This is a genomic window from Citrobacter sp. GW821-FHT07H02, assembly GCF_059418505.1.
In genome coordinates, this window is record NZ_JBWKPZ010000019.1 from 78679 (window position 1) to 105354 (window position 26676).

28 protein-coding genes and 2 tRNA genes are annotated in these 26676 nt (G+C 53.2%); 4 read left to right on the top strand and 26 right to left on the bottom strand.

The window, feature by feature from the left end; genetic code table 11:
• Nucleotides 1-49: 49 nt before the first annotated feature.
• The 5 genes from rplI to AC07NP_RS17575 form a co-directional block, all read right to left on the bottom strand.
• Entirely contained in the window at nt 50-499 is a 450-nt protein-coding gene (rplI, locus tag AC07NP_RS17555; protein ID WP_192610838.1) for a 50S ribosomal protein L9, read from the bottom strand.
• A 39-nt stretch (nt 500-538) separates the two neighbouring features.
• Nucleotides 539-766 carry a 30S ribosomal protein S18 gene (rpsR, locus tag AC07NP_RS17560; RefSeq protein ID WP_002210155.1) on the bottom strand — a complete coding sequence of 76 codons (228 nt, stop codon included), beginning with the start codon at nt 764-766 and terminating at the stop codon, nt 539-541.
• Nucleotides 767-770: 4 nt separating this feature from the next.
• Complete coding sequence (priB, locus tag AC07NP_RS17565) at nt 771-1085, bottom strand: primosomal replication protein N (protein WP_096758558.1); 315 nt, start codon at nt 1083-1085, stop codon at nt 771-773.
• Nucleotides 1086-1091: 6 nt separating this feature from the next.
• On the bottom strand, nt 1092-1487 hold the full coding sequence (gene rpsF, locus AC07NP_RS17570) for a 30S ribosomal protein S6 (protein ID WP_096758559.1): 396 nt from the start codon (nt 1485-1487) through the stop codon (nt 1092-1094).
• A gap of 169 nt (nt 1488-1656) precedes the next feature.
• Nucleotides 1657-2421 carry a TSUP family transporter gene (locus tag AC07NP_RS17575; protein ID WP_494661233.1) on the bottom strand — a complete coding sequence of 255 codons (765 nt, stop codon included), beginning with the start codon at nt 2419-2421 and terminating at the stop codon, nt 1657-1659.
• A 303-nt stretch (nt 2422-2724) separates the two neighbouring features.
• On the opposite strand from AC07NP_RS17575, the gene yjfY reads away from it, so the two are divergent.
• Entirely contained in the window at nt 2725-3000 is a 276-nt protein-coding gene (gene yjfY / locus AC07NP_RS17580) for a DUF1471 family protein YjfY (RefSeq protein WP_494661234.1), read from the top strand.
• 132 nt (nt 3001-3132) lie between these two features.
• Here the strand turns inward: yjfY and yjfP are convergent, their stop codons facing one another.
• Nucleotides 3133-3882: an esterase gene (yjfP, locus tag AC07NP_RS17585; RefSeq protein ID WP_494661235.1), complete on the bottom strand. Its 750-nt coding sequence runs from the start codon at nt 3880-3882 to the stop codon at nt 3133-3135.
• 183 nt (nt 3883-4065) lie between these two features.
• Here yjfP and bsmA point away from each other — a divergent pair, with 183 nt between their 5' ends.
• Nucleotides 4066-4395 carry a biofilm peroxide resistance protein BsmA gene (gene bsmA / locus AC07NP_RS17590; RefSeq protein WP_192610834.1) on the top strand — a complete coding sequence of 110 codons (330 nt, stop codon included), beginning with the start codon at nt 4066-4068 and terminating at the stop codon, nt 4393-4395.
• A gap of 146 nt (nt 4396-4541) precedes the next feature.
• Entirely contained in the window at nt 4542-4817 is a 276-nt protein-coding gene (gene yjfN, locus AC07NP_RS17595; protein WP_203359165.1) for a DUF1471 family protease activator YjfN, read from the top strand.
• A 58-nt stretch (nt 4818-4875) separates the two neighbouring features.
• On the opposite strand, the gene AC07NP_RS17600 is transcribed toward yjfN, so the two are convergent.
• The 18 genes from AC07NP_RS17600 to nnr form a co-directional block, all read right to left on the bottom strand.
• The gene (locus AC07NP_RS17600; protein ID WP_494661236.1) at nt 4876-6498 is read right to left on the bottom strand and encodes an isovaleryl-CoA dehydrogenase; all 1623 of its coding nucleotides are present in this window, start codon (nt 6496-6498) and stop codon (nt 4876-4878) included.
• A gap of 84 nt (nt 6499-6582) precedes the next feature.
• Nucleotides 6583-7749: a glutathionylspermidine synthase family protein gene (locus AC07NP_RS17605; RefSeq protein WP_494661237.1), complete on the bottom strand. Its 1167-nt coding sequence runs from the start codon at nt 7747-7749 to the stop codon at nt 6583-6585.
• Nucleotides 7750-7751: 2 nt separating this feature from the next.
• On the bottom strand, nt 7752-8396 hold the full coding sequence (locus tag AC07NP_RS17610; protein WP_494661238.1) for a DUF1190 domain-containing protein: 645 nt from the start codon (nt 8394-8396) through the stop codon (nt 7752-7754).
• 9 nt (nt 8397-8405) lie between these two features.
• The gene (locus tag AC07NP_RS17615) at nt 8406-8804 is read right to left on the bottom strand and encodes a DUF350 domain-containing protein (protein WP_192614280.1); all 399 of its coding nucleotides are present in this window, start codon (nt 8802-8804) and stop codon (nt 8406-8408) included.
• Nucleotides 8805-9163: 359 nt separating this feature from the next.
• Nucleotides 9164-9895: a 23S rRNA (guanosine(2251)-2'-O)-methyltransferase RlmB gene (rlmB, locus tag AC07NP_RS17620; RefSeq protein ID WP_203359170.1), complete on the bottom strand. Its 732-nt coding sequence runs from the start codon at nt 9893-9895 to the stop codon at nt 9164-9166.
• A gap of 87 nt (nt 9896-9982) precedes the next feature.
• The gene (rnr, locus tag AC07NP_RS17625) at nt 9983-12433 is read right to left on the bottom strand and encodes a ribonuclease R (RefSeq protein WP_490468867.1); all 2451 of its coding nucleotides are present in this window, start codon (nt 12431-12433) and stop codon (nt 9983-9985) included.
• 38 nt (nt 12434-12471) lie between these two features.
• Nucleotides 12472-12897 carry a nitric oxide-sensing transcriptional repressor NsrR gene (nsrR, locus tag AC07NP_RS17630; RefSeq protein WP_192610827.1) on the bottom strand — a complete coding sequence of 142 codons (426 nt, stop codon included), beginning with the start codon at nt 12895-12897 and terminating at the stop codon, nt 12472-12474.
• 227 nt (nt 12898-13124) lie between these two features.
• Entirely contained in the window at nt 13125-14423 is a 1299-nt protein-coding gene (gene purA, locus AC07NP_RS17635; protein ID WP_162383032.1) for an adenylosuccinate synthase, read from the bottom strand.
• A gap of 102 nt (nt 14424-14525) precedes the next feature.
• Nucleotides 14526-14723, bottom strand: coding sequence for a DUF2065 domain-containing protein (locus AC07NP_RS17640; protein ID WP_192610825.1), 198 nt, complete (start codon nt 14721-14723; stop codon nt 14526-14528).
• 78 nt (nt 14724-14801) lie between these two features.
• Complete coding sequence (gene hflC, locus AC07NP_RS17645; protein WP_192610824.1) at nt 14802-15806, bottom strand: protease modulator HflC; 1005 nt, start codon at nt 15804-15806, stop codon at nt 14802-14804.
• A 2-nt stretch (nt 15807-15808) separates the two neighbouring features.
• Nucleotides 15809-17071, bottom strand: a complete 1263-nt coding sequence (hflK, locus tag AC07NP_RS17650) for an FtsH protease activity modulator HflK (RefSeq protein WP_203359173.1) — start codon at nt 17069-17071, stop codon at nt 15809-15811.
• A gap of 125 nt (nt 17072-17196) precedes the next feature.
• Nucleotides 17197-18477: a ribosome rescue GTPase HflX gene (hflX, locus tag AC07NP_RS17655; protein WP_203359174.1), complete on the bottom strand. Its 1281-nt coding sequence runs from the start codon at nt 18475-18477 to the stop codon at nt 17197-17199.
• 73 nt (nt 18478-18550) lie between these two features.
• Nucleotides 18551-18859, bottom strand: coding sequence for an RNA chaperone Hfq (hfq, locus tag AC07NP_RS17660; RefSeq protein WP_162383027.1), 309 nt, complete (start codon nt 18857-18859; stop codon nt 18551-18553).
• Between the two features lie 83 nt (nt 18860-18942).
• Complete coding sequence (gene miaA / locus AC07NP_RS17665) at nt 18943-19893, bottom strand: tRNA (adenosine(37)-N6)-dimethylallyltransferase MiaA (RefSeq protein ID WP_494661239.1); 951 nt, start codon at nt 19891-19893, stop codon at nt 18943-18945.
• On the bottom strand, nt 19886-21745 hold the full coding sequence (gene mutL, locus AC07NP_RS17670) for a DNA mismatch repair endonuclease MutL (RefSeq protein WP_494661240.1): 1860 nt from the start codon (nt 21743-21745) through the stop codon (nt 19886-19888). Before mutL ends, miaA begins: the two co-directional genes overlap by 8 nt.
• A 9-nt stretch (nt 21746-21754) precedes the next feature.
• The gene (gene amiB, locus AC07NP_RS17675; RefSeq protein ID WP_494661241.1) at nt 21755-23083 is read right to left on the bottom strand and encodes an N-acetylmuramoyl-L-alanine amidase AmiB; all 1329 of its coding nucleotides are present in this window, start codon (nt 23081-23083) and stop codon (nt 21755-21757) included.
• 16 nt (nt 23084-23099) lie between these two features.
• Nucleotides 23100-23561 carry a tRNA (adenosine(37)-N6)-threonylcarbamoyltransferase complex ATPase subunit type 1 TsaE gene (tsaE, locus tag AC07NP_RS17680; RefSeq protein WP_192610818.1) on the bottom strand — a complete coding sequence of 154 codons (462 nt, stop codon included), beginning with the start codon at nt 23559-23561 and terminating at the stop codon, nt 23100-23102.
• Complete coding sequence (gene nnr / locus AC07NP_RS17685) at nt 23533-25080, bottom strand: bifunctional ADP-dependent NAD(P)H-hydrate dehydratase/NAD(P)H-hydrate epimerase (RefSeq protein ID WP_494661242.1); 1548 nt, start codon at nt 25078-25080, stop codon at nt 23533-23535. Before nnr ends, tsaE begins: the two co-directional genes overlap by 29 nt.
• On the opposite strand from nnr, the gene queG reads away from it, so the two are divergent.
• Nucleotides 25079-26218, top strand: coding sequence for a tRNA epoxyqueuosine(34) reductase QueG (gene queG / locus AC07NP_RS17690; protein WP_203359180.1), 1140 nt, complete (start codon nt 25079-25081; stop codon nt 26216-26218). The genes nnr and queG overlap by 2 nt on opposite strands.
• Nucleotides 26219-26487: 269 nt before the next feature.
• On the opposite strand, the gene AC07NP_RS17695 is transcribed toward queG, so the two are convergent.
• A tRNA-Gly gene (locus AC07NP_RS17695) sits at nt 26488-26563 on the bottom strand.
• A gap of 35 nt (nt 26564-26598) precedes the next feature.
• A tRNA-Gly gene (locus tag AC07NP_RS17700) sits at nt 26599-26674 on the bottom strand.
• Nucleotides 26675-26676 lie beyond the last annotated feature (2 nt).

Below are 26676 nucleotides of genomic sequence, written 5' to 3' on the forward strand. Positions count from 1 at the left end.
CAAAACGCCGGCACAGGGCCGGCGATTTGTCGTGGTGATGAGTAATTAATTACTCAGCAACAACGTTTACAACCAGTTTAGCGAAGACTTCGCTGTGAACCTGGAAGTCAACTTCGTGCTCACCAGTGGTACGCAGAACGCCGTTCGGCAGACGAACTTCGCTCTTAGCAACGGCAACGCCAGCTGCAGTAACAGCGTCAGCGATGTCGCGAGTACCGATGGAACCGAACAGTTTACCTTCGTCGCCAGCTTTAGACGCGATGGTTACGGTTTCCAGTGCGTTGATTGCTTCAGCACGTGCGTTAGCAGCGGTCAGAACGTCAGCCAGTTTGGCTTCCAGTTCAGCGCGGCGCGCTTCGAAGAATTCAACGTTTTTCTTGGTAGCAGGAACAGCTTTACCCTGTGGTACCAGGAAGTTACGAGCGTAGCCCGCTTTAACGTTAACCTGATCACCCAGGCTACCCAGGTTTGCTACTTTATCAAGCAGAATAACTTGCATTACCTTATCCTCTTAAAGTCGTTAATAGACAGCGGCCGATTACTGATGACGATCGGTATACGGCAGCAGGGACAGGTAGCGAGCGCGCTTGATGCAGCGAGCCAGCTGACGCTGGTATTTTGCACGAGTACCGGTGATACGGCTCGGGACAATTTTACCGCTTTCGGTAATGTAGTTTTTCAACGTTGCGATGTCTTTGTAATCAATCTCAACAACGCCTTCCGCGGTGAAACGGCAGAACTTGCGACGACGGAAATAACGTGCCATATGGCTAGTCTCCAGAATCTATCAATTCAATCTGCTCGGCATGCAGAACCATTTTGCTCAGGCCGTTCTTTGCCTTATGGCAAGAGATGAACCCCTGAACGGTCACTGCGCTACCGACCGTTATACTGTGAGTAATGGCCTGGTTTTCGTGTCCGCTAATAATAACGGGCATTTGACACCACGCCTGCCGGTGAAAACCGGCTTCCTCCTGCACAGAACGATGCTCAAGCACGAACTGGCAATGAGGAATTCCTGATGGGCTGACCTTGCGAAGCGGCGTCCTGCACACTGTGCCAGACAACACCAAACGGTTGGTCATCAGAAATTACTCTTCAGAATCCCCAGCTTCAGCATCATCTGCGGTTTCGTTTGCGAAATCATCGCGACGTTCACGACGCTCGTCTTTCGCTTTAACCATCGGAGATGCTTCGGTAACAGCGTGCTTAGTACGCATTACCATGCTACGGATAACGGCATCGTTGAAGCGGAAGTTTGTTTCCAGCTCATCGATCACTTCCTGCGGCGCTTCAACGTTCAGCAGAACGTAGTGAGCTTTGTGCAGTTTGTTGATCGGGTAAGCCAGCTGACGGCGGCCCCAGTCTTCCAGACGGTGGATCGTGCCTTCTGCTGCAGTGATTGCACCAGTGTAGCGTTCGATCATACCCGGAACCTGTTCGCTCTGGTCAGGATGGACCATAAAAACGATTTCGTAATGACGCATCGAATTGCTCCTTACGGATTATTCAGCCTCCTGTCTGGGTCAGCCGAGGCCCATGGAGGCAAGGAACGTGTTAAAGGTCGGCTGAAAAATGACGCGTCATAATACTGGCGGTGGCCGGTAAACTCAAGGTGATTGTACGATTATTTATCAGCGCGTCATGATCGCGCCATTAGTACATGTCCAGCAGCATCTTGACGCTGATGCAGATGGAGACAATCACAATCATCGGCCTGATGACTTTCTTACCGCGCGTCAGCACAACCGTCGCACCCAGGCGAGCACCGAGAGACTGCCCGACAAACATCACCAACCCAAGTGACCAAATCATTTTCCCTCCGGCGATGAAGAACATAATGGAGGCAATGTTAGACGCAAGGTTGATGAAATTAGAGTGGATCTGCGCCTTATCAATGCTGTATCCCCACATCAGGATGTAGCACAGCGTGTAAAACGAACCGGCTCCCGGCCCGAGAAACCCATCATAAAATCCGACACCGACACCGCAAACCAACGAAAAGAGAAACAGCGATACCTGCTGCCGCTTTTTCGGCTCGCTCAGGTTGGGGGCAAAAATGAAATAAATGGCAACGGCGATAATTAACACCGGCAACAGCTTTTTCAGTAACTCTGGCTCGATAAATTGGATCAGCGTGGTCCCCACTGCTGAACCGGCAAAAGCGGATAAAAACACATATTTATGTTGTTGAACATTAATATGACCCTGACGCAAAAAGTAAATACCAGAGGTGAGTGAGCTGCCCAGTGCCTGAAGTTTATTCGTTGCTAATGCATTGGCGGGCGGCAAACCGGAAATCAGCAGCGCACCGATGGAGAGAAAACCACCGCCGCCCGAAACCACATTGATAAAACCTGCTATTAGCGCAACCATAAACATGATCGTGAAATAGCTGAAATCCATGAATGAAGTATCCATTAGTTTTTGCCTTAATATCATAAAGTTATCTTTATGTTAGCGATCACTATAAGGGGCGAATTTCGGCATTAAAATTGATTATTGCGTAAGAGTTCATTCTTAAAAGACAGGTATTTTTTTGAGCGCAACGGCATACGCAAGTGACTTATAAATGAAGATGAAGTGGGTAATGCGGTAATTTTTTGAACAACTGCATCAGAAATGGTCGCTATCCCCTTCTCAAGTAGCGATTAGAATTAAATCAGAAGTAATCCATTCACAGGAGATATCGCCGACCAGACACAGCAGTCGAGGAGGTACAGTATGCGAGCCCGTGTTTTGACCTTTCTGGCTGCACTTTTGCTCAGTGCAAATGCGACGGCAGCCATTAAAATCGATAACCAACAAGCCAGGAATATGGATGATGTGCAGAGCTTAGGCGTGATTTACATTAATCATAACTTCGCCACTGAAAGTGAAGCAGATCAAGCTCTGAACGAAGAAACAGATGCGCAAGGCGCAACGTACTACCACGTCATCCTGATCCGGGAGCCAGGTAGCAACGGTAACATGCATGCCAGCTCAGACATTTATCGCTAGCCATTCAGAAACAACCAACGAGAACATTGCCATAGTTTGATTTGCCCCCTCTTCAGGGGGCTTTTTTTTGGGCGCTGTCGCCCCCATAATCCTGCAACACAATGGAGCGCAAAGGGTTAACGTTCGGCGTATTTAAAGATGCTGGCGAAAAAAGGAGACCGTGGCTGCCAGGGCTTCTGGCGTAATACGGTGACGTACTCCCGCTTGCCATAAACAGGTCAGATTCTTATCCAGCCCCCGTTGGCTCAACGCTTGCTGCAAGCGTAATGATTCTGTGGCAGGAACCACATCATCTTCCTGCCCATGCCACAGCAGCAGCGGTCGATTTGCCACATGGGTCAGTTGATCCGTTACTTCCCACTCGGCCAACGGGGCAAGTATCTTGTCGAATTCGGCCTGCTGCGAAGGTGTTTCCAGTGAGGACGGAGGAAAGAGCGTCTGCGCCAGTTGAGTGAAATACCCTGATCCCATCAGACTGGCGACACATTTCACCTCTGGATGACGCGTCATAATACCCAACGCAGTCATGCCGCCCATCGACGCCCCTCCTACTGCCAGGCGTTCGTTCAGAATCCAGTTTTCCGTCTGTGCTGCCGCACGTAACGCAGCGAATTCCTGCATATTTTGCTGCAGAATTTGCCAGAATTGCCAGGTTCGCCACTGTGCATCACCGGTAAATCGCACACCGTGTTCCGGCGCATCAGGCATAATAACTCTATACCCGGCCTGCGCCAGTGCAACAGCGAAGTAGCTATACACGAGGCTGGAAGAGGTGAACCCATGATAAAAAATGAGACAAGGCAGCAGAGTCTCACGTTTTCCCTGCGGAAACGCATGAAGAACGGGAGTCTCTGCCAGATACCGTGATTCAATCTCTATCATTTTTACACCTCTTTTATTCTGGTATGCCACGGCAAAATTCATAGCGCAAGTTTATGTGTTCGACAATGATTCACAATGTTGAGAACTGGGTTACGCTTTCGCAACATTTTCATTCGAAAATCGCGTGAGAGATAACAATTCGGGAACATTCCCCCTAAAGGGAAATTAATAAGGCACTACACTATGGCTATCAGGAAACGAGATAGAGTTATGCGCCGGTTTGCCTCTTTGATGCTGGTTTTATTCTTAAGCGGCTGCAGTGTACTTCAGGGTACGCCGCAACCTGCACCACCCGTCACTGACCAACCTCAGGAAATTCGCCGCGACCAGTCACATGGGTTGCAACGAATGGGGGCGGTGAGCGCCCTGGTTCGGGGTTCCCCGGATGACGCCGTGGCGGAAATCAGAGCAAAGGCCATCGCCGCCAAAGCAGATTATTACGTTATTGTATTGGTCGATGAAACCATCGTGACAGGTCAGTGGTATTCACAGGCCATTTTATATCGTAAATAACAGTAGATTGATTTTTAGTCAGTTTTACATTGCTTTGCGTGCCTATGCGTTTACCTGTGCACAATGAACCGAGAGCAGGGTGCTGGAGGTTTATTACCGCGACGGAATGCCCTACCCAGGTGGGGAAACGTAAAATGGAGCTGACGATGAAACAATCTATTGCCTTATCCTCACTGCTGGTTCCTGCCGGACTGGTGAGTACCACGGCACAGTCTGCCGAATTCGCCAGTGCTGACTGCGTCACAGGCCTGAACGAAATTGGCCAGATTTCCGTCAGCAATATTGCAGGGAACCCGCAGGATGTGGAACGTATCGTGGCGTTAAAAGCCGATGAGCAAGGCGCCTCCTGGTACCGCATTATTCAGATGTACGAAGATCAGCAGCCAGATAACTGGCGCGTACAAGCCATCCTGTATGCCTGATTCTTCGCGTAGGCCGGGTAGCAGCGTTTGCGCTTAACCCGGCCTGCGAGCCTGGCCTCTAACGTAATCCCCCTGTCGCTCTCAGGAGCAAATCGTTCTGTACCTGAGCGGACAAACGCGCCACGCCGCGCGTGTCCAGCATCATCTGACACCAGGCCTGCGCCACCGGCGGAGATGCATACCGTAACATTTGCGACCCACAACCGAGCAGGAAAAGTTGCTGCGTTACCTCCCGCCCTTGTTCCTCTGAAGGCTTGCGCAATCGCTGCTGGAGTTGACGCACTGCGCGATCGTAATAACGATCCTGGCCTTTGACTTCGGCAAAGGCGTCGGCCAGTAACTCGTAAACGCCGCTTTGTTTGTTCAACACCCGAAGCACGTCAAGGCACATGATGTTGCCAGAACCCTCCCAAATACTGTTCACCGGCATTTCCCGGTACAAACGTGGCAACTCGCTCTCTTCGCAATAACCTATTCCACCGAGCACTTCCATCGCCTCGGCGACAAACGAAATACCGCTTTTGCACACCGCGAACTTCGCGGCAGGCGTGAATAAACGCGCCCAGAGCGCTTCTTTCTCATCGCGGCGACGATCCCACGCTCGTGCCAGTCGAAACAACAGCGCCGTCTGGCCTTCAAGTTGTAACGCCATACGGCTCAGCACCTGACGCATCATTGGCTGTTCAACCAGCGGTTTGCCAAATACCTGCCGTTGATGGGCGTGATAGATAGCGACAGAAAATGCCCGGCGCATCATCCCATGGCTGCCCAGCGCGCAATCAAAACGTGTCATCCCGCCCATCTTCAGGATATGCCTGATCCCCTCGCCTTCTTCGCCTAGCAGCCAGCCAATCGCATCCTGAAACTCCACTTCGCAACTGGCATTAGAACGGTTGCCCAACTTCTCTTTCAGCCGTTCAAAACGGATGGCATTTCGCTGCCCATCGGGTAAAAAGCGCGGTACGAAGAAGCAAGAGAGTCCGCCTTTTGCCTGAGCCAAAACAAGATGCGCATCGCTTTGCGGAACGGAAAAGAACCATTTGTGCCCCACCAGCCGGTATGCGCCATCGTCAAGACGTTCCGCGAAAGTGGTATTGCTCAGAACATCAGATCCACCCTGCTTTTCCGTCATTCCCATGCCAATCAGCAGACCACGTTTTTGCGCGCCGGGGAGAAGATGAGAGTCGTAGCGATCGCTACCAAGAGGCGTCAGCCAGTTATGGAAGGGAGCGGGCAACATCTGTCGCAACAGCGGCGTCGCCGCAAAGGTCATCGTGATGGGGCAAAGCGTTCCCGCTTCCACCTGAGCATGCAGCATAAAGCGCGCCGCACGGGCAACAAACGACCCCGCGCGGGCATCGTCTTCCCAGGCCAGATTATGTACGCGGTTCGCGCACAACCCCTGCATCAGAAGGTGCCAGGCAGGATGAAAACGCACATCATCCAGACGCTGTCCCTGTGGGTCGTAGCGCAATAACTCAGGGGGATACATGTTCGCCAGACGTCCCAATTCCAGCGATTCTGCGGTGCCTAACTGTTGGCCAATGCTGGCGAGCAGATCGCTATCCCAGCCAGCGCCGTCCCGGGCGACGGCTTCGCACAGCGCGCCATCCGACAGAAATAAATTGCTGTTATTGAGTGGAACGGGTTGATTAAAAACGGTATGCGTTTGCCAGTGCATGATGTCTCCCTCCTCCAATGGCAGTGACTGTAAGTATGGTCAGTACCGCGCCGCCGACTGCGGAGGGAGATCACAAAAGCGGGATCACCCCGAGATATAATGGGGGACGAAACGCGAAGTATCTTTCGTAATCAAGGTATTATCTTCTCTGATTCCCATGCCTGACGCCTCATCATCAACAATCCAACTGCCGATCAGCGTGTAGCTCTCGCCAAAACGTGGCAACGGCTGAAACGCCTGGTAGATCATCGGTTCATCCGCGTAATCCCCCTCAGCGTGTTCAACAACCTTGTTCTTGCCATCAAAGATAGTGACGTTACCGCCTTCACGGGAGTAGACAGGTTTACGCACATAGCTTTCACCAGGCTGAATACACGGCTTTTCACCGTCGAACCAGGCCGGTAACAGGTTGGGATGATTGGGGAAAAAGCGCCACAGTAGCGGCATCAACCCTTTATTACTGAGAACACTCTTCCACAGCGGCTCAATCCACTGTTCACGGCGTTTTCGTAACAAGGGACCGTAATCGTCGCGCATCATCCACTCCAGCGGGTAGAGCTTAAAAGCACGTTTAATCACGTTGTCGTCAAGGTCGGTCAGCACGCCGCCGACACCAAGGCCAAGATCCTCAATATAGATAAACCGAGTTTCTTGTCCGGCCTGCTGTGCGCAGTCCTGCAAATACAGCACCGTGGAGCGATCCTCATCGCTTTCCTGACAACAGCAGAAGTAGAACGGCTCCCGACTGTAAAGCTCGCCAAAGCGGGCGATGAGCCTTTCCTGAATCGCGTTGTACTGATCGACATCGCGCGGGATCATGCCGTTGCGCCGGGCATCTTCCAGCCACAGCCACTGGAAATAGGCAGACTCATACAGCGAGGTGGGCGTATCTGCGTTGTATTCCAGCAGTTTGACCGGGGCGTTGTTACCGCACCAGACGAAATCCATCCGTCCGTACAGGGAAGGATCGCGGCTGTGCCAGCTTTCGGCGATAACATCCCAGTACAGCGGCGGGATCGCCAGTTGCTGCATAATATGTTCGTCCTTCACCGCCCGCTCAACCACCTCCAGGCACATCTGATGGAGCTCAGCGGTCGGTTTTTCGATCTGCTCTTCAATCTGCCGCAGCGTAAACCGGTATGCCCGGCTCTCATCCCAGTAAATTTCGTTGTCGATAATATGAAAATCGAAGCCGTGATCGCAGGCGATCTTGTCCAGATCTCTGCGCACAGGGACAGCATGTCGCAGCATGGTTAACCTCCCCTGGAACCATGTGAGCTAAAGAAGCGGCCAAATCCCCCACGAGATTCCGTCGGGACCCTCGGCGCTATGGCATGGTGGGAGGTATCACGATAGGTGGTGGCATTTCTTTTACCGCTCCAGACATAATTACCCGAGGCAACCCGCCATGCTGGGCGAGAGACATACGAGGAACCGCCGCTGCTGTAAACGTACTGTTCATCGCCTTCATTACGAATCGAACGGCTGAGCAGAAAACCGGAGATCACGGGGATCCAGCTATGATCAACGCTGTCAAAATAGCAGTTTAAATAGAGTGACTGACAGCGTTCCTGGCTCATGTTCGCGGGCACATTCGCGTAAAAGCTGGCCTTTGCGTTATTCCAGCCATCTGCACACACGGTGGCGCTATTCCCGTCATCAATGCAATCGCTCACTGTAGAGTAATAAACGCCGTCGCCATCGTTATCCGCACTCCCCTCATCACCACAGCTTTTGAGGCCGAAAAATGCGGCACCGCCCATGATCGCCAGCGTCAGAAATTTGCCCCCATAGCGATTCTGTTGTGGCAGGGAAGCGCTAACCGGATTGCCGCTTTGCAGAGTATCAATACGCCCCGCTGCCGTTTTTTTCTGCCTGGATTTACGTTTTTTCGCCATGATCGTCCATTACCATGTCATGCAGGCGGCGTTGAAAATGCCCCCTGCCAGCGCGGCAGTGCCCATGAACATTCCCGCCGCAGTATTGTGATTAATAATTTTTTCGCTCAGTGTCGGCATATACAAACGCACGCCGCCGTAAACCATCAGTTGGATAACCAGAGCAATTCCACCCCAGGCAAAATAGTCCGGTATGCTGACCGAATTGATTGCCGCACTGGATAATGGAATGACGTAGCCGAGCAACGTCCCGCTAAACGCCAGCGCTGCTGCCGTATTATTGTTTTTAATCAGCTGCCATTCATTGTGAGGCGTAATTTTTGAATAGATAAAAAGGAAAAGTATCACCATGGCTGCACCGATAAAAAAATACGCGCAAAAAGCCACTAATGAATCCAGTATATGCATTATATTCTTCCTGAAATTAATCAATAACACGCTTTAATATCAATAAGATAAAAACAGCAGACAGACAGGTTTCACACCTGATTTTCCACTATCGTTATGGGGCGTTAACTACGCAAGGCGGTTGCCGCAATGACGTATTTTAATAAGTAAAGCATGCTCATTATTTACTTTAACCATATTCTTAGAAGGGAAATTCAGTAGCGCGTCGATTCGCGCCGGTGCTGTCCATGCCATACATTCTTCCATAAATTAACTATTAAATGATGAATCCAGTAAAGCTCAAATTTACGGCTCACATTATCCGTTTCGGATAAAAAAAAACCATCCCTAATTTGGATGGTTTTTCTGCAAAAATAGCCTTAACTGCGTTGGCGTACGGCCTCAAACAGGCAGATCCCCGTCGCAACGGAAACGTTAAGCGACGAAACGCTACCCGCCATTGGGATGCTGATCAACTCATCACAGTGTTCACGGGTCAGGCGACGCATACCTTCGCCTTCCGCGCCCATCACCAGCGCCAGACGGCCGGTCATTTTGCTCTGGTACAGCGTATGGTCAGCTTCACCGGCCGTACCCACGATCCAGATGTTCTCTTCCTGTAACATGCGCATGGTGCGCGCCAGGTTGGTCACACGGATCAGCGGCACGTTCTCGGCAGCGCCACAGGCGACTTTTTTGGCCGTCGCATTCAACAGCGCGGAGCGATCCTTCGGCACAATCACCGCATGGACGCCAGCCGCATCAGCGCTACGCAGACACGCACCCAGGTTGTGCGGGTCGGTCACGCCGTCAAGAATTAACAGAAACGGTTGATCGAGTGAGGCAATCAGATCCGGCAAATCGTTTTCCTGATACTGACGGCCAGGCTTCACACGCGCAATAATTCCCTGATGTACCGCACCCTCACTTTTCTCATCCAGGAACTGGCGGTTCGCCAACTGGATGACAACACCCTGCGCTTCCAGAGCATGGATCAGCGGCAGCAGGCGCTTGTCTTCACGGCCTTTCAAAATAAAGACATCCTGAAAACGCTCAGGAGCACGCTCCAGCAGGGCCTGCACCGCGTGGATGCCGTAAATCATTTCACTCATGAATGTACTCGTTAATGGTTAATGTTGCCGTCATCGGCATGTAACGCCGGGCGGCGATGCACGCGCCCGGCCTACAGTGTCATGTCGTTATTCAGCGACTTTCTTCTTTGCCGCGCGTTTTGCCTTGGTGGCAGAAGCGATTTTAAGCGTTTTTGCCGACGGCTTTTTCGCTTTTTTATCGCCTTTTTTCTCAGCTTTCGGTTTAGCCGGTTTGCCTTTCTTCTCACCACGGAAGGCGCTGTCCGGCTCGAAATTCACCTTTTTGCCAGCCTGACGGCGTTTGCCCGCGGGTTTTCCGTTATCGCCTTTTTTCGTTTTCTCACGCGCCGTTTTCCCGACGTTGCGCGGTGCGCGCTCGCTGGAGATCAGGCTAAAGTCGATTTTACGCTCATCCATATTGACCGCTTCGACCTTAACTTCCACGCGATCGCCCAGACGATACATCTGGCCACTGGATTCGCCGGTCAGACGTTGCCCAACCTGATCGAAACGATAATAGTCGTTATCCAGCGATGATACGTGCACCAGACCATCAATAAACAGTTCATCAAGACGGACGAAGAACCCAAAGCCTGTCACGCTGGCAATCACGCCCTTAAAGACGTTACCGACCTGATCCAGCATAAAGTCGCACTTCAGCCAGTCAGAAACGTCACGCGTGGCTTCATCAGCACGGCGTTCGGTCATGGAACAGTGCTGGCCCAGTTGTAGCATCTCTTCCATCGAGTAGTGGTAGCCACCCGTCTCGGTGCTGTTACCTTTATGACCCTGCTCTTTCGCCAGCAAATACTTGATTGCACGGTGCAATGAGAGGTCCGGATAACGGCGGATAGGCGACGTAAAGTGCGCATATTGTTGCAGTGCCAGACCAAAGTGCCCGCGGTTTTCTGGATCGTAAATCGCCTGCTTCATTGAGCGCAGCAGCATGGTTTGCAGCATTTCTGCGTCGGGTCTGCCTTCGACCGACTCCAGCAGCTCCGCGTAGTCACGCGGTTCTGGTTTGTTACCACCCGGCAGTTCCAGCCCCAGTTCCGCCAGTACCGAGCGGAAAGAGGTGATCGCTTCCGTCGTCGGCTTGTCGTGGATACGGAACAGCGCTGGCTCTTTGGCTTTCTCAACAAAGCGTGCCGCTGAGATATTTGCCAGAATCATGCACTCTTCAATCAGCTTGTGCGCGTCGTTGCGCTGCGTCTGCTCAATGCGTTCGATACGGCGTTCGGCGTTGAAGATAAACTTCGCTTCTTCGCTCTCAAAAGAGATACCGCCGCGTTCTTCACGCGCGTTGTCCAGCACCTTGTAAAGGTTGTGCAGCTCTTCGATGTGTTTCACCAGCGGCGCATACTGCTCACGCAGATCCTGATCGCCCTGCAGCATATGCCAAACCTTGGTATAGGTCAGTCGCGCATGAGAGCTCATCACCGCTTCATAGAATTTATAGCCGGTCAGACGCCCTTTGGTAGACACGGTCATTTCGCAGACCATACACAGGCGATCAACCTGCGGGTTCAGCGAACACAAACCGTTCGAGAGCACTTCCGGCAGCATTGGCACGACCTGCGACGGGAAGTAAACCGACGTCCCGCGATTGCGCGCTTCCTGATCCAGCGGTGTTGGCGGACGCACGTAATAGCTTACGTCAGCAATCGCGACCCACAAACGCCAGCCGCCGCCGCGTTTTTTCTCGCAATAGACTGCATCGTCAAAGTCACGCGCATCTTCACCATCGATAGTCACCAACGGCAAGTCCCGCAGATCGACGCGGCCCGCTTTTGCCTCTTCCGGCACTTCTTCTTTCAGCCCGGCAACCTGTTTTTCAACCGCTGCTGGCCAAATGTAAGGGATTTCATGGGTACGCAGCGCCATATCAACAGCCATGCCGGTGCCCATATTATCACCCAGGACCTCGACAATTTTACCCACGGCTTTGGTGCGACGGGTCGGGCGTTGGGTGAGTTCCACCACCACCACAAAGCCCATGCGCGCACCCATCACCTCTTCAGGTGGGATCAGAATGTCAAAGCTCAGGCGGCTGTCGTCTGGCACCACGAATCCCACGCCAGCATCGGTGAAGTAACGACCAACAATCTGGCTGGTTTTCGGCACCAGTACGCGCACGATACGCGCCTCACGACGACCTTTACGGTCAGCGCCCAACGGCTGCGCCAGCACCTGATCGCCATGGATGCAGGTTTTCATCTGCTCGCTGGAAAGGTACAAGTCATCTTTACGGCCTTCGACGCGTAAAAAACCGTAGCCATCGCGATGGCCAATAACGGTGCCTTTCAGTAAGTCGAGACGTTCCGGCAGCGCATAACACTGGCGGCGAGTGAAGACCAGTTGCCCGTCACGCTCCATGGCGCGCAGACGGCGGCGCAGGGCTTCCAGCTGCTCTTCGCCTTCAATATTCAGTTCAACGGCCAGTTCATCACGGTTGGCCGGTTTTTCGCGTTTAGTTAAATGTTCGAGGATATATTCCCGGCTCGGGATAGGGTTCGCGTATTTTTCAGCTTCGCGTTCCTGGAAAGGATCATGTGACATCTCGGTTCCTCCGTAGTCAGCTCCAGTGGAGTTTTACGTCACTCCACCAGCAATAATTTATAAAGTGGCTGATTCTCTTCAACCAAATCGGCAAGCGTATAGTTGTCCAGTTCCGTGAGAAAACTGTGCACTGCCTTAGAAAGTGCCTGCTTGAGTCGACAGGCTGGGGTTATGTGGCAAAATTCGCTGCTGCAGTTCACCAGCGACAGGGGCTCCAGCTCGCGCACCACATCACCAATACGAATTTTATCAGCGGGTTTGCCCAGGCGTATACCGCCATTTTTTCCTCGAATAGCAGTAACATAGCCCGCCCGGCTAAGTTGATTAATTATTTTGACCATATGATTACGGGACACGCCGTAGACTTCTGTCACCTCAGAAATACTGGTCATACGTCCATCCGGTAGCGACGCCATATAGATTAGCGCGCGTAATCCGTAATCGGTGAAACTCGTTAACTGCACATCAACCTCAGGAAAAGGGGAAAACGGGATATACCTGGTAGTATTAATTATATTGATGATAAACCAGCCAACAGCCAGGTCGCTAATTTATTTCAGTGCGGGAAGGAAAAAAACGAGGATCTTGCGAATGATTAAGCCGGATGGCAGCGCTTTGCGCCTTATCCGGCCTGGAATAACGGACAAACCGTAGGCCCGGTCAGCGCAGCGCTACCGGGCATTACCATAGATTACGCGTCGAACGGGTCGCGCAGAATCATGGTTTCAGTACGATCCGGGCCGGTAGAAATAATATCAATCGGCACACCGGTCAGTTCTTCGATACGCTTGATGTAGTTCAGCGCTGCCTGCGGCAGACCGCTGCGCTCCTTCACGCCAAACGTGGTTTCAGACCAGCCAGGCATGGTTTCGTAGATCGGCTCAATGCCTTTCCAGTCGTCAGCTGCCAGCGGAGTGGTCGTTACTTCACGGCCATCCGGCATACGGTAAGCCACACAGATTTTCACCTCTTTCAAACCGTCCAGTACGTCCAGTTTGGTCAGGCAGAAGCCAGACAGGGAGTTGATCTGTACAGCGCGACGCACCGCAACGGAATCCAGCCAGCCAGTACGACGACGACGACCGGTGGTAGCACCGTATTCGTTACCCTGCTTGCACAGGAACTCGCCCGTTTCATCAAACAGTTCTGTCGGGAACGGACCCGCGCCCACACGTGTGGAGTAAGCTTTGATGATACCCAGAACGTAATCCACAAAACGCGGACCCAGGCCGGAACCGGTCGCGACGCCACCAGCGGTGGTGTTAGAGGAGGTTACGTACGGATAAGTACCGTGGTCGATATCCAGCAGAGTACCCTGCGCACCTTCGAACATGACGAAATCGCCACGTTTGCGCGCCTGGTCCAGCAGGTCGGAAACATCAACAACCATCGAGGTCAGGATGTCGGCAATCGCCATGACATCATCCAGCACTTTCTGGTAGTCAACAGCTTCAACTTTGTAGAAATTCACCAACTGGAAGTTGTGATATTCCATCACTTCTTTCAGTTTTTCAGCGAAGGTGGCTTTGTCGAACAGGTCGCCAACGCGCAGACCGCGACGAGCAACTTTATCTTCATACGCCGGCCCAATACCGCGACCTGTAGTACCAATCGCTTTCTCACCACGAGCTTTCTCACGCGCGTTATCCAGCGCAACGTGATAATCCAGGATCAGCGGACAGGCTTCAGACAGCAGCAGGCGCTCACGAACAGGAATGCCACGGTCTTCCAGTCCTTTCATCTCTTTCATCAACGCGCTTGGAGACAGCACAACACCGTTACCGATGATGCTGGTAACATTTTCGCGAAGAATACCTGATGGAATAAGATGGAGGACGGTTTTTTCACCGTTGATTACGAGAGTATGGCCTGCGTTGTGACCACCCTGGTAGCGCACAACATATTTAGCCCGTTCAGTCAGAAGATCGACGATCTTTCCTTTACCTTCGTCACCCCATTGGGTGCCCAGTACGACGACGTTGTTACCCATTTTTCAAAATCACCGTTTGCTTAAAAATGGATTCTACCATCGCTTTTTCAGATATACAGCACTTTTTGCGGGCTAAAAACGGGTAATCAGCCCACTTTTTGATCAGCCAATCGTTTTCCTCAACATGTAGTAGACAACAATGCCCGCAACCACAAGACCTCCACCAAAACGGCGTAAAATATTTTCAGGCAATTGCGTCATGGCAGAGATCATTTTCTTCCAGGCCCTGGGATAAAGCATCGGACCCAGGCCTTCAAACACCAAAACCAGGGCGAGCGCCAGCCAAATTGTTGAGTTCATCCGTTATCCTTAAAAAAAGAAAACCACCGCATCCCTGGAGATGCCGGTGGTTTTGCTCATCTACAACCTGACGTTATTTTAACGTGCCGTGGTGCTCGGTGTCTTCATGTAGCGGAAGAAATCGCTGTCCGGACTCATCACCATGACGTCCTGATTTCCTTCAAAGCTCGTCTCGTAAGCACGCAGGCTACGGATGAACGCGTAGAAATCGGGATCCTGGCTAAAGGCATCCGCAAACAGTTTCGCCGCTTCGGCATCGCCTTCACCGCGCATAATGCGGCCCTGGCGCTCGGCTTCCGCCAGCGTTTTCGTTACTTCATAATCCGCTGTTGCACGCAGTTTTTCCGCTTCTTCCTGGCCCTGTGAACGATGACGACGCGCTACCGCTTCACGCTCGGCGCGCATACGGTTGTAAATCGCCTCAGACACTTCAGCAGGCAGGTTGATCTGCTTGATACGCACATCGACCACTTCGATACCCAACGCCGCCATACTGTTCGGGTTGATGACTGGCACTTTACCGTTAGTTTCAGCGGTTACGCGCTCAGCGGCCTCGGCAATCGCGTTATCCGCGGCTGGCGTCGCCACTTCGTCATCGGTGCCTGCAGTACCGGAGTTCAGCGCATCACGCACTTCCAGGGTCAGACGACCACGAGAATCGGTGACGATATCTTTCACGTCCAGACGACCAATCTCAGAACGCAGACGGTCAGAGAATTTACGTTTCAGCAGCACTTCGGCCTGAGAAACGTCACCACCACCCGTTGCCAGGAAGTAACGGCTGAAATCACTGATACGCCACTTGATGTAAGAGTCGACGATCAGGTCTTTCTTCTCTTTGGTGACAAAACGGTCGGCCTGGTTGTCCATGGTCTGGATACGCGCGTCGAGCATTTTCACCGACTGAATGAACGGAACCTTGAAGTGCAGGCCCGGCTCATAAATCAGCGGTTTCTTGTCGCTGTCGCGCACAACGCTGCTGAACTGGAATTTGATCCCGCGCTCGCCTTCTTTGACAACAAAGAGAGACGTGTACAGCACTACCAGCACGATGATGATAATCGCAATAACTGACTTACGCATCGTTATTCCCCCTGACGCTGGTAGTCGTTACGCTGCGCGTTAGCGCGGCGTTGGTCCATAATATCGCCCTGGCTGGGGGACGAGGTGTTGCTTGCTCCGCTGTTGCTGGAGGAAGACGCCGGCGGCAGACGCAGCAGGTTGTTCGCCCCGCTGTTATCGCTCTTTGCCCCGGAGGTGTTCCCACCTTTCAGCATCTGATCCAATGGCAGAACCATCAGATTACCGCCTTTGTCATTGACCAGAACTTTTCGGGTATGGCTCAACACTTTTTCCATCGTTTCGATATACAGACGCTCGCGAGTAATTTGCGGTGCGGCTTTATATTCCGGCAGAAGCTTGGCAAAGCGAGCCACTTCACCCTGCGCTTCCAGGATGGTTTGGGTCTTGTAAGCACGCGCTTCTTCAAGAATACGCTGCGCCTGACCGTTTGCACGCGGCTGAACTTCGTTGATGTACGCTTCTGCTTCACGGATGTATTGCTGCTCGTTTTCACGTGCGGCGATAGCATCGTCAAACGCGGCTTTCACCTCTTCCGGCGGACGTGCAGCCTGGAAGTTGACGTCCAGCAGAGTGATACCCATGTTGTAAGGACGAATCGTCTCTTCCAGTTCACGTTGGGTATCGCTACGAATCACGGTACGGCCTTCGGTCAGAATGCGGTCCATGGTGTACTTACCGATAACCCCACGCAGGGCGCTGTCGGTTGCCTGACGCAAACTGTCATCGGCGCTGGTCACGCTAAACAGGTAACGCTGCGGATCGGTCACGCGGTACTGCACGTTCATCTCAACGCGTACGACGTTTTCGTCAGACGTCAGCATCACGCCGGACGCAGCAAGTTCACGCACCGCTTCAACGTTCACCGGGGTGACGACATCGACAAATGTCGGTTTCCAGTTCAGACCCGGCTCAACCAAATGACTGAATTTACCGAAGCGTGTCACCACGCCGCGTTCCGCTTCTTTAATGGTATAGAAACCGCTGGCCGCCCAAATAATGACGATAGCTGCCGCTGCGATGGATACGACACGACCACCCAACTGCGGGCGTGGGCCTTGCGATGAGCTGCCGCCGCCAGAGCCAGTACCTTTACCGCCACCCAGACCACCGAGTTTTTTACTCAGTTTGCGGAAGATATCATCCAGATCAGGAGGCCCCTGATCGCGGCCACCTTTGTTTCCATTTCCCTCAGGGTTGCCGCCAGGTTTGCTGCTCCCCCACGGGTCGCGGTCTTGTCCGTTATTACCGGGCTGATTCCACGCCATGTTTGTGCTCCATATTTGTTATGCGGTGAGATACCCCGTTTTTTGCACTACAGGGGCGTTGCCGCCGTCCTGCACCCCAAAATCCGATAAGTATTGGGCAAAAATCCTCAGGACTTTCTTCCTGGTCAGACTACGTAATCCACCAGGGTCGGTTCTTGTTTACAGAGGCGACGCCAGTCAACGATCGGCATGCGAACTTGCAAACCTACGCTGCCGTCCTCCTCCATCCACTCTTTTTCTATTGCCTGAAGTTGATAAAACCGGCTTCTCAGACGACCTTCCTGCGGCGGCAAACGCAACGTGTGCTGCGCCACCTCACCGGAAAGCCGTTCAGTCAAAGCCTGAAAAAGCTGTGGTATGCCAACACCGGTCTGTGCGGATAGCCAGACACGGATTGGTTTATTCTCTTCATCTCTGTCGATACGCGGCGCAAAGTCGTCCAGCATGTCGATCTTGTTCATCACCATCAGGGTCGGGATCTCGTGAGCATCGATCTCTTCGAGCACCGTATCCACTGCCTCGATGTTTTCCTGTACGCGTACGTCAGCAGCATCCACTACGTGTAACAACAGGGTGGCCTGACGTGTCTCCTGCAAAGTAGCCTTAAAGGCTGCCACCAGGTCATGCGGTAAATGACGGATAAAACCAACGGTATCCGCCAGCACAGTTTCACCGACATCCGCAACGTCAATGCGGCGCAGCGTCGGGTCCAGGGTCGCAAACAGTTGATCTGCTGCGAATACCCGGGCCTCGGTTATCTGGTTGAACAGGGTGGATTTTCCGGCGTTGGTATATCCCACCAGAGATACGGTTGGGACATCCGCTTTCTTGCGCGACTGCCGCCCCTGCTCACGTTGCTTCTCAACTTTCTCCAGGCGCGACTGTATCTGCAAAATGCGGTTACGCAGCAAACGACGGTCGGTTTCGAGCTGGGTTTCACCCGGACCACGCAAACCAATCCCGCCTTTTTGCCTTTCAAGGTGGGTCCAGCCACGGACCAGGCGTGTGGCCATATGACGCAACTGCGCCAGCTCAACCTGCAACTTACCCTCATGGGTACGCGCACGTTGGGCAAAAATATCTAAAATAAGACCGGTCCTGTCGATAACAAGACACTGGCACAACTGTTCCAGGTTACGTTCCTGGGCAGGACTTAAAGCATGATCAAAAATCACCACTGCAGCGCCAGTCGCTTTCACGGCTTCCGCAATTTCGATTGCCTTACCTTCACCAACAAAATACTTCGGGTGCGGTGCTTTACGGCTCCCGGTAATCACCTGCATTGCTTCGACACCGGCGGAAGAGACAAGAGATTCAAACTCTTGTAGGTCTTCCATATCTTTGTCTTGCGAAAAATAGATGTGTACCAGTACCGCCTGCTCACCGGCATCATAACGGTCAAACAAGCGTAAACCCTCATAAATAACCAGCGGGGGCCGCTATTATGGCGCCCCCGACATGGATAAACAGCGACAAACCTTATTCGGTTTCTTCGCTGTCCTGTTGCGCAGAAGAACCCTGCGCGCTGCTACCGTGATGATAGTTACTGCTGGTGCCGCCGGTGGCATTGTTGCTGTGATGAGAAACCGGGCGAGACGGGACAACAGTAGAAATCGCGTGCTTGTAAACCATCTGGCTGACCGTGTTTTTCAACAGGATCACGAACTGATCAAAAGACTCGATTTGACCTTGCAGCTTAATACCATTCACCAAATAAATAGAAACCGGAACACGCTCCCGACGCAATGCGTTCAGGAACGGATCTTGTAAAGATTGCCCCTTAGCCATTCTCTCTTTTCCTTATATGCTTATTTGTACTTTGAACCTTTCGATTCTGAAAATTGCGCACGATACGTCTCAATTGTACACATTCAGTCTGCGATAGCACCAACAACCTGTAATACTTCGTTTCGCGCCTGGTCCGGCTTTTCACTGTCAAGCCAGTGCACACCGTCCCAGCCTCGTAACCAGGTCATCTGACGCTTCGCCAACTGCCTCGTGGCGCAAACACCTCTATAAACCATTTCATCGTATGAAATTTCGCCTTCAATGTATGACCACATCTGGCGGTATCCCACGCAACGAATGGAAGGCAAATCCGTATGCAAATCTCCACGGGCAAAAAGCGCCCGCACTTCTGCTTCAAAACCTGAAGCCAACATCTGATGAAAACGCTGCTCAATTCGCTGATGGAGCAGTTCACGGCTCGCCGGGGCGATGGCGAACTGATGCACCTGGTACGGTAGAGCGTCTCCTGACGTTTGCGTCAGTTCCGTTAAAGTTTTACCCGAAATGAAAAAAACTTCCAGTGCCCGGGAAAGTCTTTGCGGATCATTTGGATGAATTCGCGCGGCCGCAACAGGATCGATCTCCTGAAGTTGTCGGTGCAACGCGTCCCATCCCTGCTCTGCCGCCTGCTGCTCAATTCTGGCTCTGACCTCAGGATCCGCCGACGGTAATGGCGACAATCCCTCAAGCAACGCCTTGAAATACAACATCGTACCGCCCACTAACAGCGGAATACGTCCCGCCGCAGTGATGTCAGCCATCTCCGCCAGGGCATCACGACGAAAATCCGCCGCGGAATACGCCTGCAAAGGATCGCGAATATCCAGCAATCGGTGCGGAGCGGCCTTTAACTCTTCAGCGTCGGGCTTGGCCGTACCAATATCCATCCCTTGATAGATAAGGGCGGAATCAACGCTTATCAACTCTACTGGCAAAACTTTACGCAATTCAATTGCTAATGCAGTCTTGCCGGAGGCCGTCGGCCCCATCAAAAAAATCGCCTTTGGCAGGCTCGCCTTACTAATATCACTCATGTTTCAGGGCGTTCATCGCCGAATGTAAATCAACAGGTTGTAACAGACCACCCGGCGGCGCCTTCACAAGTTGCGGACATAACCGCTCGACATCAGCCAACAGGGTAATGGCCTGCGCCATAGTCCACTGCGGATGTTCACTCATCAGATTACGCGCAATCCACTGGGCAATATTGTCTGCCTCGAAGCCAGATTGCTGCGCCAGGTAGCCTATCAGTTCAGGAATCAAGATTTGTAAATTTTGTTGGCGTAAGGGTAAAGGCACAGCTCGAATGGTCACATGCTGCGCATCCAGCTGAAATTCAATCCCTAACTCCGCCAAACAGGGGAGCGCGTTTTGCAGCGCCGTCTTTTCGTCAACCGCCACTTTTAAGCGTAGCGGAATCAGCAACGGCTGGGCGCAGACCGGCGCTTTTCCGGGCGTCAGTTGCGCCTGCCGCAGCCAGCGTTCAGCCACCAGCAGCGACAGTAACTGGATGCGACCATTGCCTTCGAGTAACGCACAATCGGCACCAATAATGGTGAGTACGCGACCAAAACTCTGGCTGTGTCCGGCAAGCGCAGGCTCGACAGCATCAGGACGTTGTTTCTTTTGCGCCGGAGCAGGCGTCTGTAGCAATTGACGATAAACCTCCCCCTCCTGCTTTTGATAGCCCGGTTGAGCCTGCGGCCACTGTGCGGTTGCCTGACGGCCAGTGTGACTCACCGGGGAAGGAGAAGAATAACGCGGTGTCGCAGGTTCACGCGCGACCGCAGGTTCAGCAAAGTGATTGCGTCCGGCCGCCACACGGTTTTCCGGGATAGACCTTGGCGTCGGCTCATCGTCTTCTGCCAACGGCAACGGTGTCTCAAGCTGCTGTTGCAGCACACTGAGAACCCCCTGATAGATAAAATCATGCACCAGGCGCGACTGGTGAAACCGCACTTCGTGTTTCGCGGGATGCACGTTGACATCAACCTGATGAGGGTCGATTTCCAGATACAACACAAACGCAGGCTGCTGATCGGCGCCGAGTTTGTTTTCACAGGCCTGGCGAATAGCATGATTGATCAACCGATCGCGCATCATACGTCCGTTCACATAGCAGTACTGAATTTCCGCCAGCGCCGCCGTCGTATGATGAGGGTCAGCCACCCAACCGTGCAGCAGCAAATCACCGTGTTGCCACTCAATCGCCAGCGCCTGCTCCAGAAAGGAAGTGCCGCAGATTGCGCCCAGCCGACGCTCTTTCTGCCCATCCTGCGCCACCGCGCGATACTGACGCACCATTTTGCCGTTGTGCGACAAATTGATCGTGACGTCAAAACGCGCCAGCGCAATGCGCCGGATAATCTCATCAATATGGTTAAATTCGGTTTTCTCGGTGCGCATGAACTTGCGCCGCGCCGGGGTATTGTAGAACAGATCCAGCACTTCCAGCGTCGTGCCCACCGGATGCGCGGCGGGTTTAACCGTCACGTCCATGTCACGCCCTTCAGCATACGCCTGCCAGGCTTCGGGCTGTTCTGAGGTGCGTGAGGTAAGCGTTAACCGCGACACCGAGCTGATACTCGCCAGCGCTTCGCCGCGAAACCCGAGGCTGATAATCGCCTCAAGATCGTCAAGCGTGGCGATTTTACTGGTCGCGTGACGCGCTAACGCCAGCGCCAGTTCGTCCTTTTTAATGCCACAGCCATTATCGCGAATGCGGATAAGCTTTGCGCCGCCGCGTTCAATATCGATATCAATTCGCGTCGCGCCAGCATCAAGGCTGTTTTCTACCAGCTCTTTGACCACCGACGCAGGTCGTTCCACCACTTCACCTGCGGCAATTTGGTTCGCCAGTTGCGGCGGAAGAACCTGAATCGGCATGGCTATTCCTTAGTTTGTTAGCGTCTCGCCCGGCGCAGTCGCGCTGGCTGTTTGCGCAGGCGTCCCCTGCGGTCCGGACTGCACCGGATGCGCCAGGAAGTAGTTACGCAGACCCTTATAGATGGCATCAGCCAGCTGCTGCTGATAATCATCGCTTGCCAGCAAACGCTCTTCGCTGTGATTGCTGATAAAGCCCGTCTCAACCAACACCGATGGGATATCTGGCGAGCGCAACACGCCGAGGCTGGCGTGTTCAGGACGACGCTTATGCATCGAACCAATACGCTGTAACTGACTGATCATGTTGGTCGCCACATCATACCCTACGCGTTGTGAATGACCGAACTGCAAATCCAGCACCGCCTGACTCAGGTAAGGGTCAGACTGGCTGTTTGCCAGTACATCGCCCGCGCCGCCTAACAGTTCGGACTGCTTCTCATGCTGCTCCAGCCAGCTGGCCATTTCTGTGTTTGCACGTCGGTTTGACAATACCCACACCGAAGCCCCTGTCGCATCGCGATTTGGCGCGGCATCCGCATGGATCGATACCAGGAAATTGGCATTTTGCTTACGCGCGACGTCCGACCGCCCCATCACCGAGATGAAGTAGTCTCCGTCACGCGTTAAGACGCCTTTGAACATCGGATCATCGTTGAGCAGCGTACGCAGTTTACGGGCGACGGCGATAGTGACATTCTTCTCACGAATACCACCAGGTCCAATAGCCCCTGGGTCCTGACCACCATGACCGGCATCAATGGCAATAACGACTTTGTCGCCATTACTCACCGGAGTCCGTGCCGCAGGACGCGTCGCCGTGTTGCTGCTAACCACAGTTGTCGTGCGATCGTTACTGGATTTAAACGGGTTACGTGCAGGTTCACTCGGGCGCGGCGCGATCTCCGGCGTCTCAACGCGTTTCACCACCACCGGCGGCGGAGGTGGTGGTGGGGCATCGGCGTTAATCGTAAAGACGACGGTATAATTACCACCGTTTTGCCGCTTCACGGCGTCGGTTTTCCCGTTCTCGGTTAAATCCACGACCAGTCGCAGTGACTGAGCATCCTTCGGCGTTCCCGAGCGGATCGCCTTCACCAGGTTATTTCCGCTAAACAGCAACGGTAATCCCTGAATCACGCCGCTCTGTTTGATGTCCAGCGCAACGGTACGTTTACTGTCCTGCGAAAAGGTATAATCCGGATCGCCAATAAAACTCAGCGTAATCCGTGCCTGTTGTTCACCGTTGGAAACTTGAATATCGGAGAGGCTGGCAGCCCCGACCTGCGCGCACAGCAGGACCAGTGTAGCCACCCACCAATTTCTGATGCGAAAAATCATCCCGCCACCCTTAAGGTTAACCGGCTAAACGCGCCAGCAACAAATTACCTGATGAGGAGACCGCGCTAATGCGCGCCTCACGACCTTGCGCCTGGTAATCTATGTGTATTTCGACATCCGGGTCAGGCAGTACACCTTTACCTTGTTGCGGCCATTCCACCAGGCAGATGGCATCATTGGCAAAATAATCACGGATCCCCATAAATTCCAGCTCCTCAGGGTCCGCAAGGCGATATAAATCAAAGTGATATACCATTAGGTTATCGAGTGAATAAGGTTCCACCAGCGTGTAGGTTGGACTTTTCACGTTGCCTTTATGGCCTAACGCCTGCAGGAACCCACGGCTAAAGGTGGTTTTACCCGCACCTAAATCACCGTACAAATAGATTACAGTCGAACCCGTACAGGCTTTAGCTACCCGCAGTCCCAGGTCTAATGTTGCCTGCTCATCAGGTAGCGGAATTACTCGATTCATCATGGTTTACGTCAATCACATCAGGGTTAACAATACGCTGGAGCGTGGAAAAGAGATCGGACGCCAGCATGCCGCGAGTGCCGAAACGCGCAGCAAGCACATCCGCTGCCGCGCCGTGGGCAACACATCCCGCACACGCTGCATCATACGGGGTAAGCTTCTGTCCGAGCAATGCGCCAATCATCCCGGAGAGCACATCGCCCATACCGCCGCTGGCCATTCCCGCATTACCGGCATCAATAATAGCTGGCACAGCTGACTCTGCGTCGACGACCGTTCCCGCGCCTTTTAGCACCACAACACCACCGTACCGTTTTACCAGACGGCGTGCTGAAAGTAAGCGATCACTTTCTATTTCTGCAACAGAACAGCCCAGCAGCCGGGCAGCTTCCCCCGGATGCGGGGTGATCACGCGATTGTGACGTTTATCGGGATTGATTGCCAGCAGGTTGAGCGCATCCGCATCCCAGAGCATTGGTTTGCGAAAATTCTCAACTTTCTGCAGCGCCTTTTTACCCCAGTCCTGTTGTCCAAGCCCAGGGCCAATCACCACCACATCTGCCCATGACAGGCTTTCCTCAAGAGATTGCAGGGTCAGTTCATGAACCATCAACTCTGGCCGGGCCGTCAGCAGTGGCGCGATGTTTTCACCGCGCGTCAGCACTCTGACTAACCCGGCGCCGCTTCGTAGCGCTGCCTCGCCCGCAAGGCGAATCGCCCCGGCAGTACCATAATCCCCGCCAATAATCGCCAGCCGACCGTGATCGCCTTTGTGCGACGTCGGGCGACGCGGCGTCAACCAGCCCCTGAGTTGCGAAGCATCAAGGCGTTGGATTTGCCTCTCCTGCCTCGCCAGCCAGTTCTCCAGACCCAACGCATCAAAATGCAAATGCCCGGTGAAATCCCGCGCTTTTCCCGTCAGCAAACCGGGTTTCAGCGCAATAAACGTGACCGTATGCGCGGCGTTAATCACCGCGCCGGGCGTCGCACCCGTCTGCGCCAGCAGGCCGGAAGGAATATCCACCGCCACCACGGGAGCGGGATGCGCATTAGCATGTTCAATCAATGTGGCAAGAGACTGGCGCGGGGCCTGCTTAAGGCCAGTACCTGACAGCGCATCAATAATGACGTCAATTCCCCCAGGCCAGACGATATCTGGCGCATGGGTAACGCCTCCCGCATTCAACCAGGACTCGCGAGCCTGCACGGCCTCATCGGGGAGCGGTTTATCGCTTTCTTGCGCCAACAGGGTGACATTCATGCCTGCGGCTTTCGCAAGCCTTGCCAGTACATAGCCATCACCGCCGTTATTGCCGTGCCCACAGAGCACCAGCCAGTGGCGGGACTCGGGGTACGCACTGCGGGTGACCTGAAACGCCGCCTCGCCCGCACGCAACATCAGTTCGTACAGCGTCAATCCAAAAGCGTCTGCCGCTTCGCGCTCCACTCTCTGGATGTCATCGGCGGGCCAAATGGAGTGTGGTATACTTGTGGGGTATTTCTTCATTGTATGGTCCGTCATGTCAGAGCCCCTCGATCTCAATCAGTTAGCGCAAAATATCAAACAGTGGGGGCTGGAACTGGGCTTTCAGCAGGTTGGTATTACCGATACCGACCTCAGCGAAGCCGAACCCAAACTGCAGGCATGGCTGGACAAACAATACCACGGCGAGATGGACTGGATGGCCCGCCACGGCATGATGCGCGCCAGGCCACACGAATTATTGCCCGGTACTCTGCGCGTGATCAGCGTACGCATGAACTATCTGCCCGCTAACGCCGCGTTTGCCAGCACGCTGAAAAATCCCCGGTTGGGCTACGTCAGCCGTTATGCTTTGGGCCGCGATTACCACAAACTCTTACGTAACCGCCTCAAAAAACTGGGCGAGATGATTCAGCAACATTGTGGCTCGCTGAATTTTAGACCGTTTGTCGACTCTGCGCCCATTCTTGAACGCCCGCTGGCTGAAAAAGCCGGTCTCGGCTGGACAGGTAAGCACTCACTTACTCTTAATCGCGAGGCAGGTTCGTTCTTTTTCCTTGGCGAGTTGCTGATCGATTTGCCCCTGCCCATCGACGCCCCTCAGGAAGAGGGATGTGGAAAATGCGTGGCCTGCATGACAATCTGTCCGACCGGTGCGATTGTGGAACCTTACACTGTCGATGCCCGCCGCTGTATTTCGTATCTCACTATCGAGCTGGAAGGCGCGATCCCTGAAGAACTTCGCCCGCTGATAGGAAACCGCATCTATGGTTGTGATGACTGTCAGCTTATCTGCCCGTGGAATCGCTATTCGCAGCTAACCACCGAGGATGATTTCAGTCCGCGCAAACCGCTACACGCCCCGGAACTGATTGAACTGTTCAACTGGAGCGAAGCAAGATTCCTGAAAGTTACAGAGGGTTCAGCAATCCGGCGTATTGGTCACTTACGCTGGCTGCGAAATATTGCTGTCGCACTCGGAAATGCGCCGTGGGATGACGTGGTGATTCAGGCGCTGGAAAGTCGCCGAGGTGAGCACCCACTTCTTGATGAGCACATAGAATGGGCGGTCGCCCAGCAAATTGAGAGGCGCAATGCCTGTGTGGTAGAGGTGCAATTACCGAAGAAACAGCGACTGATCAGAGTGGTTGAAAAAGGTCTGCCACGCGACGCCTGAATCATCCACAGCTTGTGTATAAAAATAAAAATGCATTGTGATTCAAGAGGGAAAAAATCGTCAAGTGATCGCACTAACAATTCAAAATGATAATTAATCCAATATTTTCAACAGATTGCAAAGTTACTATTCACCCAGCGAAGTTTTTCGCACTCCAGGAATAATGCCCTAGCCTGTGGATAAGTCTGTTTACAAGAGTGTGTCAGAAGCAAAAGAAATCGTCCCCAACGTGATAACGCGTTGTGGATAATTTTATTGAGATAAGAATTTGGAGCGGGAAACGAGACTCGAACTCGCGACCCCGACCTTGGCAAGGTCGTGCTCTACCAACTGAGCTATTCCCGCTTGGGTGGTGCGTATCTTGCGATACTTTCAAATTTTGGAGCGGGAAACGAGACTCGAACTCGCGACCCCGACCTTGGCAAGGTCGTGCTCTACCAACTGAGCTATTCCCGCTT

Coding starts and splice junctions, on each gene's coding strand:
- rplI (WP_192610838.1), bottom strand. CDS start 499: ATGCAAGTTATTCTGCTTGATAAAGTAGCAAACCTGGGTAGCCTGGGT.
- rpsR (WP_002210155.1), bottom strand. CDS start 766: ATGGCACGTTATTTCCGTCGTCGCAAGTTCTGCCGTTTCACCGCGGAA.
- priB (WP_096758558.1), bottom strand. CDS start 1,085: ATGACCAACCGTTTGGTGTTGTCTGGCACAGTGTGCAGGACGCCGCTT.
- rpsF (WP_096758559.1), bottom strand. CDS start 1,487: ATGCGTCATTACGAAATCGTTTTTATGGTCCATCCTGACCAGAGCGAA.
- AC07NP_RS17575 (WP_494661233.1), bottom strand. CDS start 2,421: ATGGATACTTCATTCATGGATTTCAGCTATTTCACGATCATGTTTATG.
- yjfY (WP_494661234.1), top strand. CDS start 2,725: ATGCGAGCCCGTGTTTTGACCTTTCTGGCTGCACTTTTGCTCAGTGCA.
- yjfP (WP_494661235.1), bottom strand. CDS start 3,882: ATGATAGAGATTGAATCACGGTATCTGGCAGAGACTCCCGTTCTTCAT.
- bsmA (WP_192610834.1), top strand. CDS start 4,066: ATGGCTATCAGGAAACGAGATAGAGTTATGCGCCGGTTTGCCTCTTTG.
- yjfN (WP_203359165.1), top strand. CDS start 4,542: ATGAAACAATCTATTGCCTTATCCTCACTGCTGGTTCCTGCCGGACTG.
- AC07NP_RS17600 (WP_494661236.1), bottom strand. CDS start 6,498: ATGCACTGGCAAACGCATACCGTTTTTAATCAACCCGTTCCACTCAAT.
- AC07NP_RS17605 (WP_494661237.1), bottom strand. CDS start 7,749: ATGCTGCGACATGCTGTCCCTGTGCGCAGAGATCTGGACAAGATCGCC.
- AC07NP_RS17610 (WP_494661238.1), bottom strand. CDS start 8,396: ATGGCGAAAAAACGTAAATCCAGGCAGAAAAAAACGGCAGCGGGGCGT.
- AC07NP_RS17615 (WP_192614280.1), bottom strand. CDS start 8,804: ATGCATATACTGGATTCATTAGTGGCTTTTTGCGCGTATTTTTTTATC.
- rlmB (WP_203359170.1), bottom strand. CDS start 9,895: ATGAGTGAAATGATTTACGGCATCCACGCGGTGCAGGCCCTGCTGGAG.
- rnr (WP_490468867.1), bottom strand. CDS start 12,433: ATGTCACATGATCCTTTCCAGGAACGCGAAGCTGAAAAATACGCGAAC.
- purA (WP_162383032.1), bottom strand. CDS start 14,423: ATGGGTAACAACGTCGTCGTACTGGGCACCCAATGGGGTGACGAAGGT.
- AC07NP_RS17640 (WP_192610825.1), bottom strand. CDS start 14,723: ATGAACTCAACAATTTGGCTGGCGCTCGCCCTGGTTTTGGTGTTTGAA.
- hflC (WP_192610824.1), bottom strand. CDS start 15,806: ATGCGTAAGTCAGTTATTGCGATTATCATCATCGTGCTGGTAGTGCTG.
- hflK (WP_203359173.1), bottom strand. CDS start 17,071: ATGGCGTGGAATCAGCCCGGTAATAACGGACAAGACCGCGACCCGTGG.
- hfq (WP_162383027.1), bottom strand. CDS start 18,859: ATGGCTAAGGGGCAATCTTTACAAGATCCGTTCCTGAACGCATTGCGT.
- miaA (WP_494661239.1), bottom strand. CDS start 19,893: ATGAGTGATATTAGTAAGGCGAGCCTGCCAAAGGCGATTTTTTTGATG.
- mutL (WP_494661240.1), bottom strand. CDS start 21,745: ATGCCGATTCAGGTTCTTCCGCCGCAACTGGCGAACCAAATTGCCGCA.
- amiB (WP_494661241.1), bottom strand. CDS start 23,083: ATGATTTTTCGCATCAGAAATTGGTGGGTGGCTACACTGGTCCTGCTG.
- tsaE (WP_192610818.1), bottom strand. CDS start 23,561: ATGATGAATCGAGTAATTCCGCTACCTGATGAGCAGGCAACATTAGAC.
- queG (WP_203359180.1), top strand. CDS start 25,079: ATGTCAGAGCCCCTCGATCTCAATCAGTTAGCGCAAAATATCAAACAG.
- nnr (WP_494661242.1), bottom strand. CDS start 25,080: ATGACGGACCATACAATGAAGAAATACCCCACAAGTATACCACACTCC.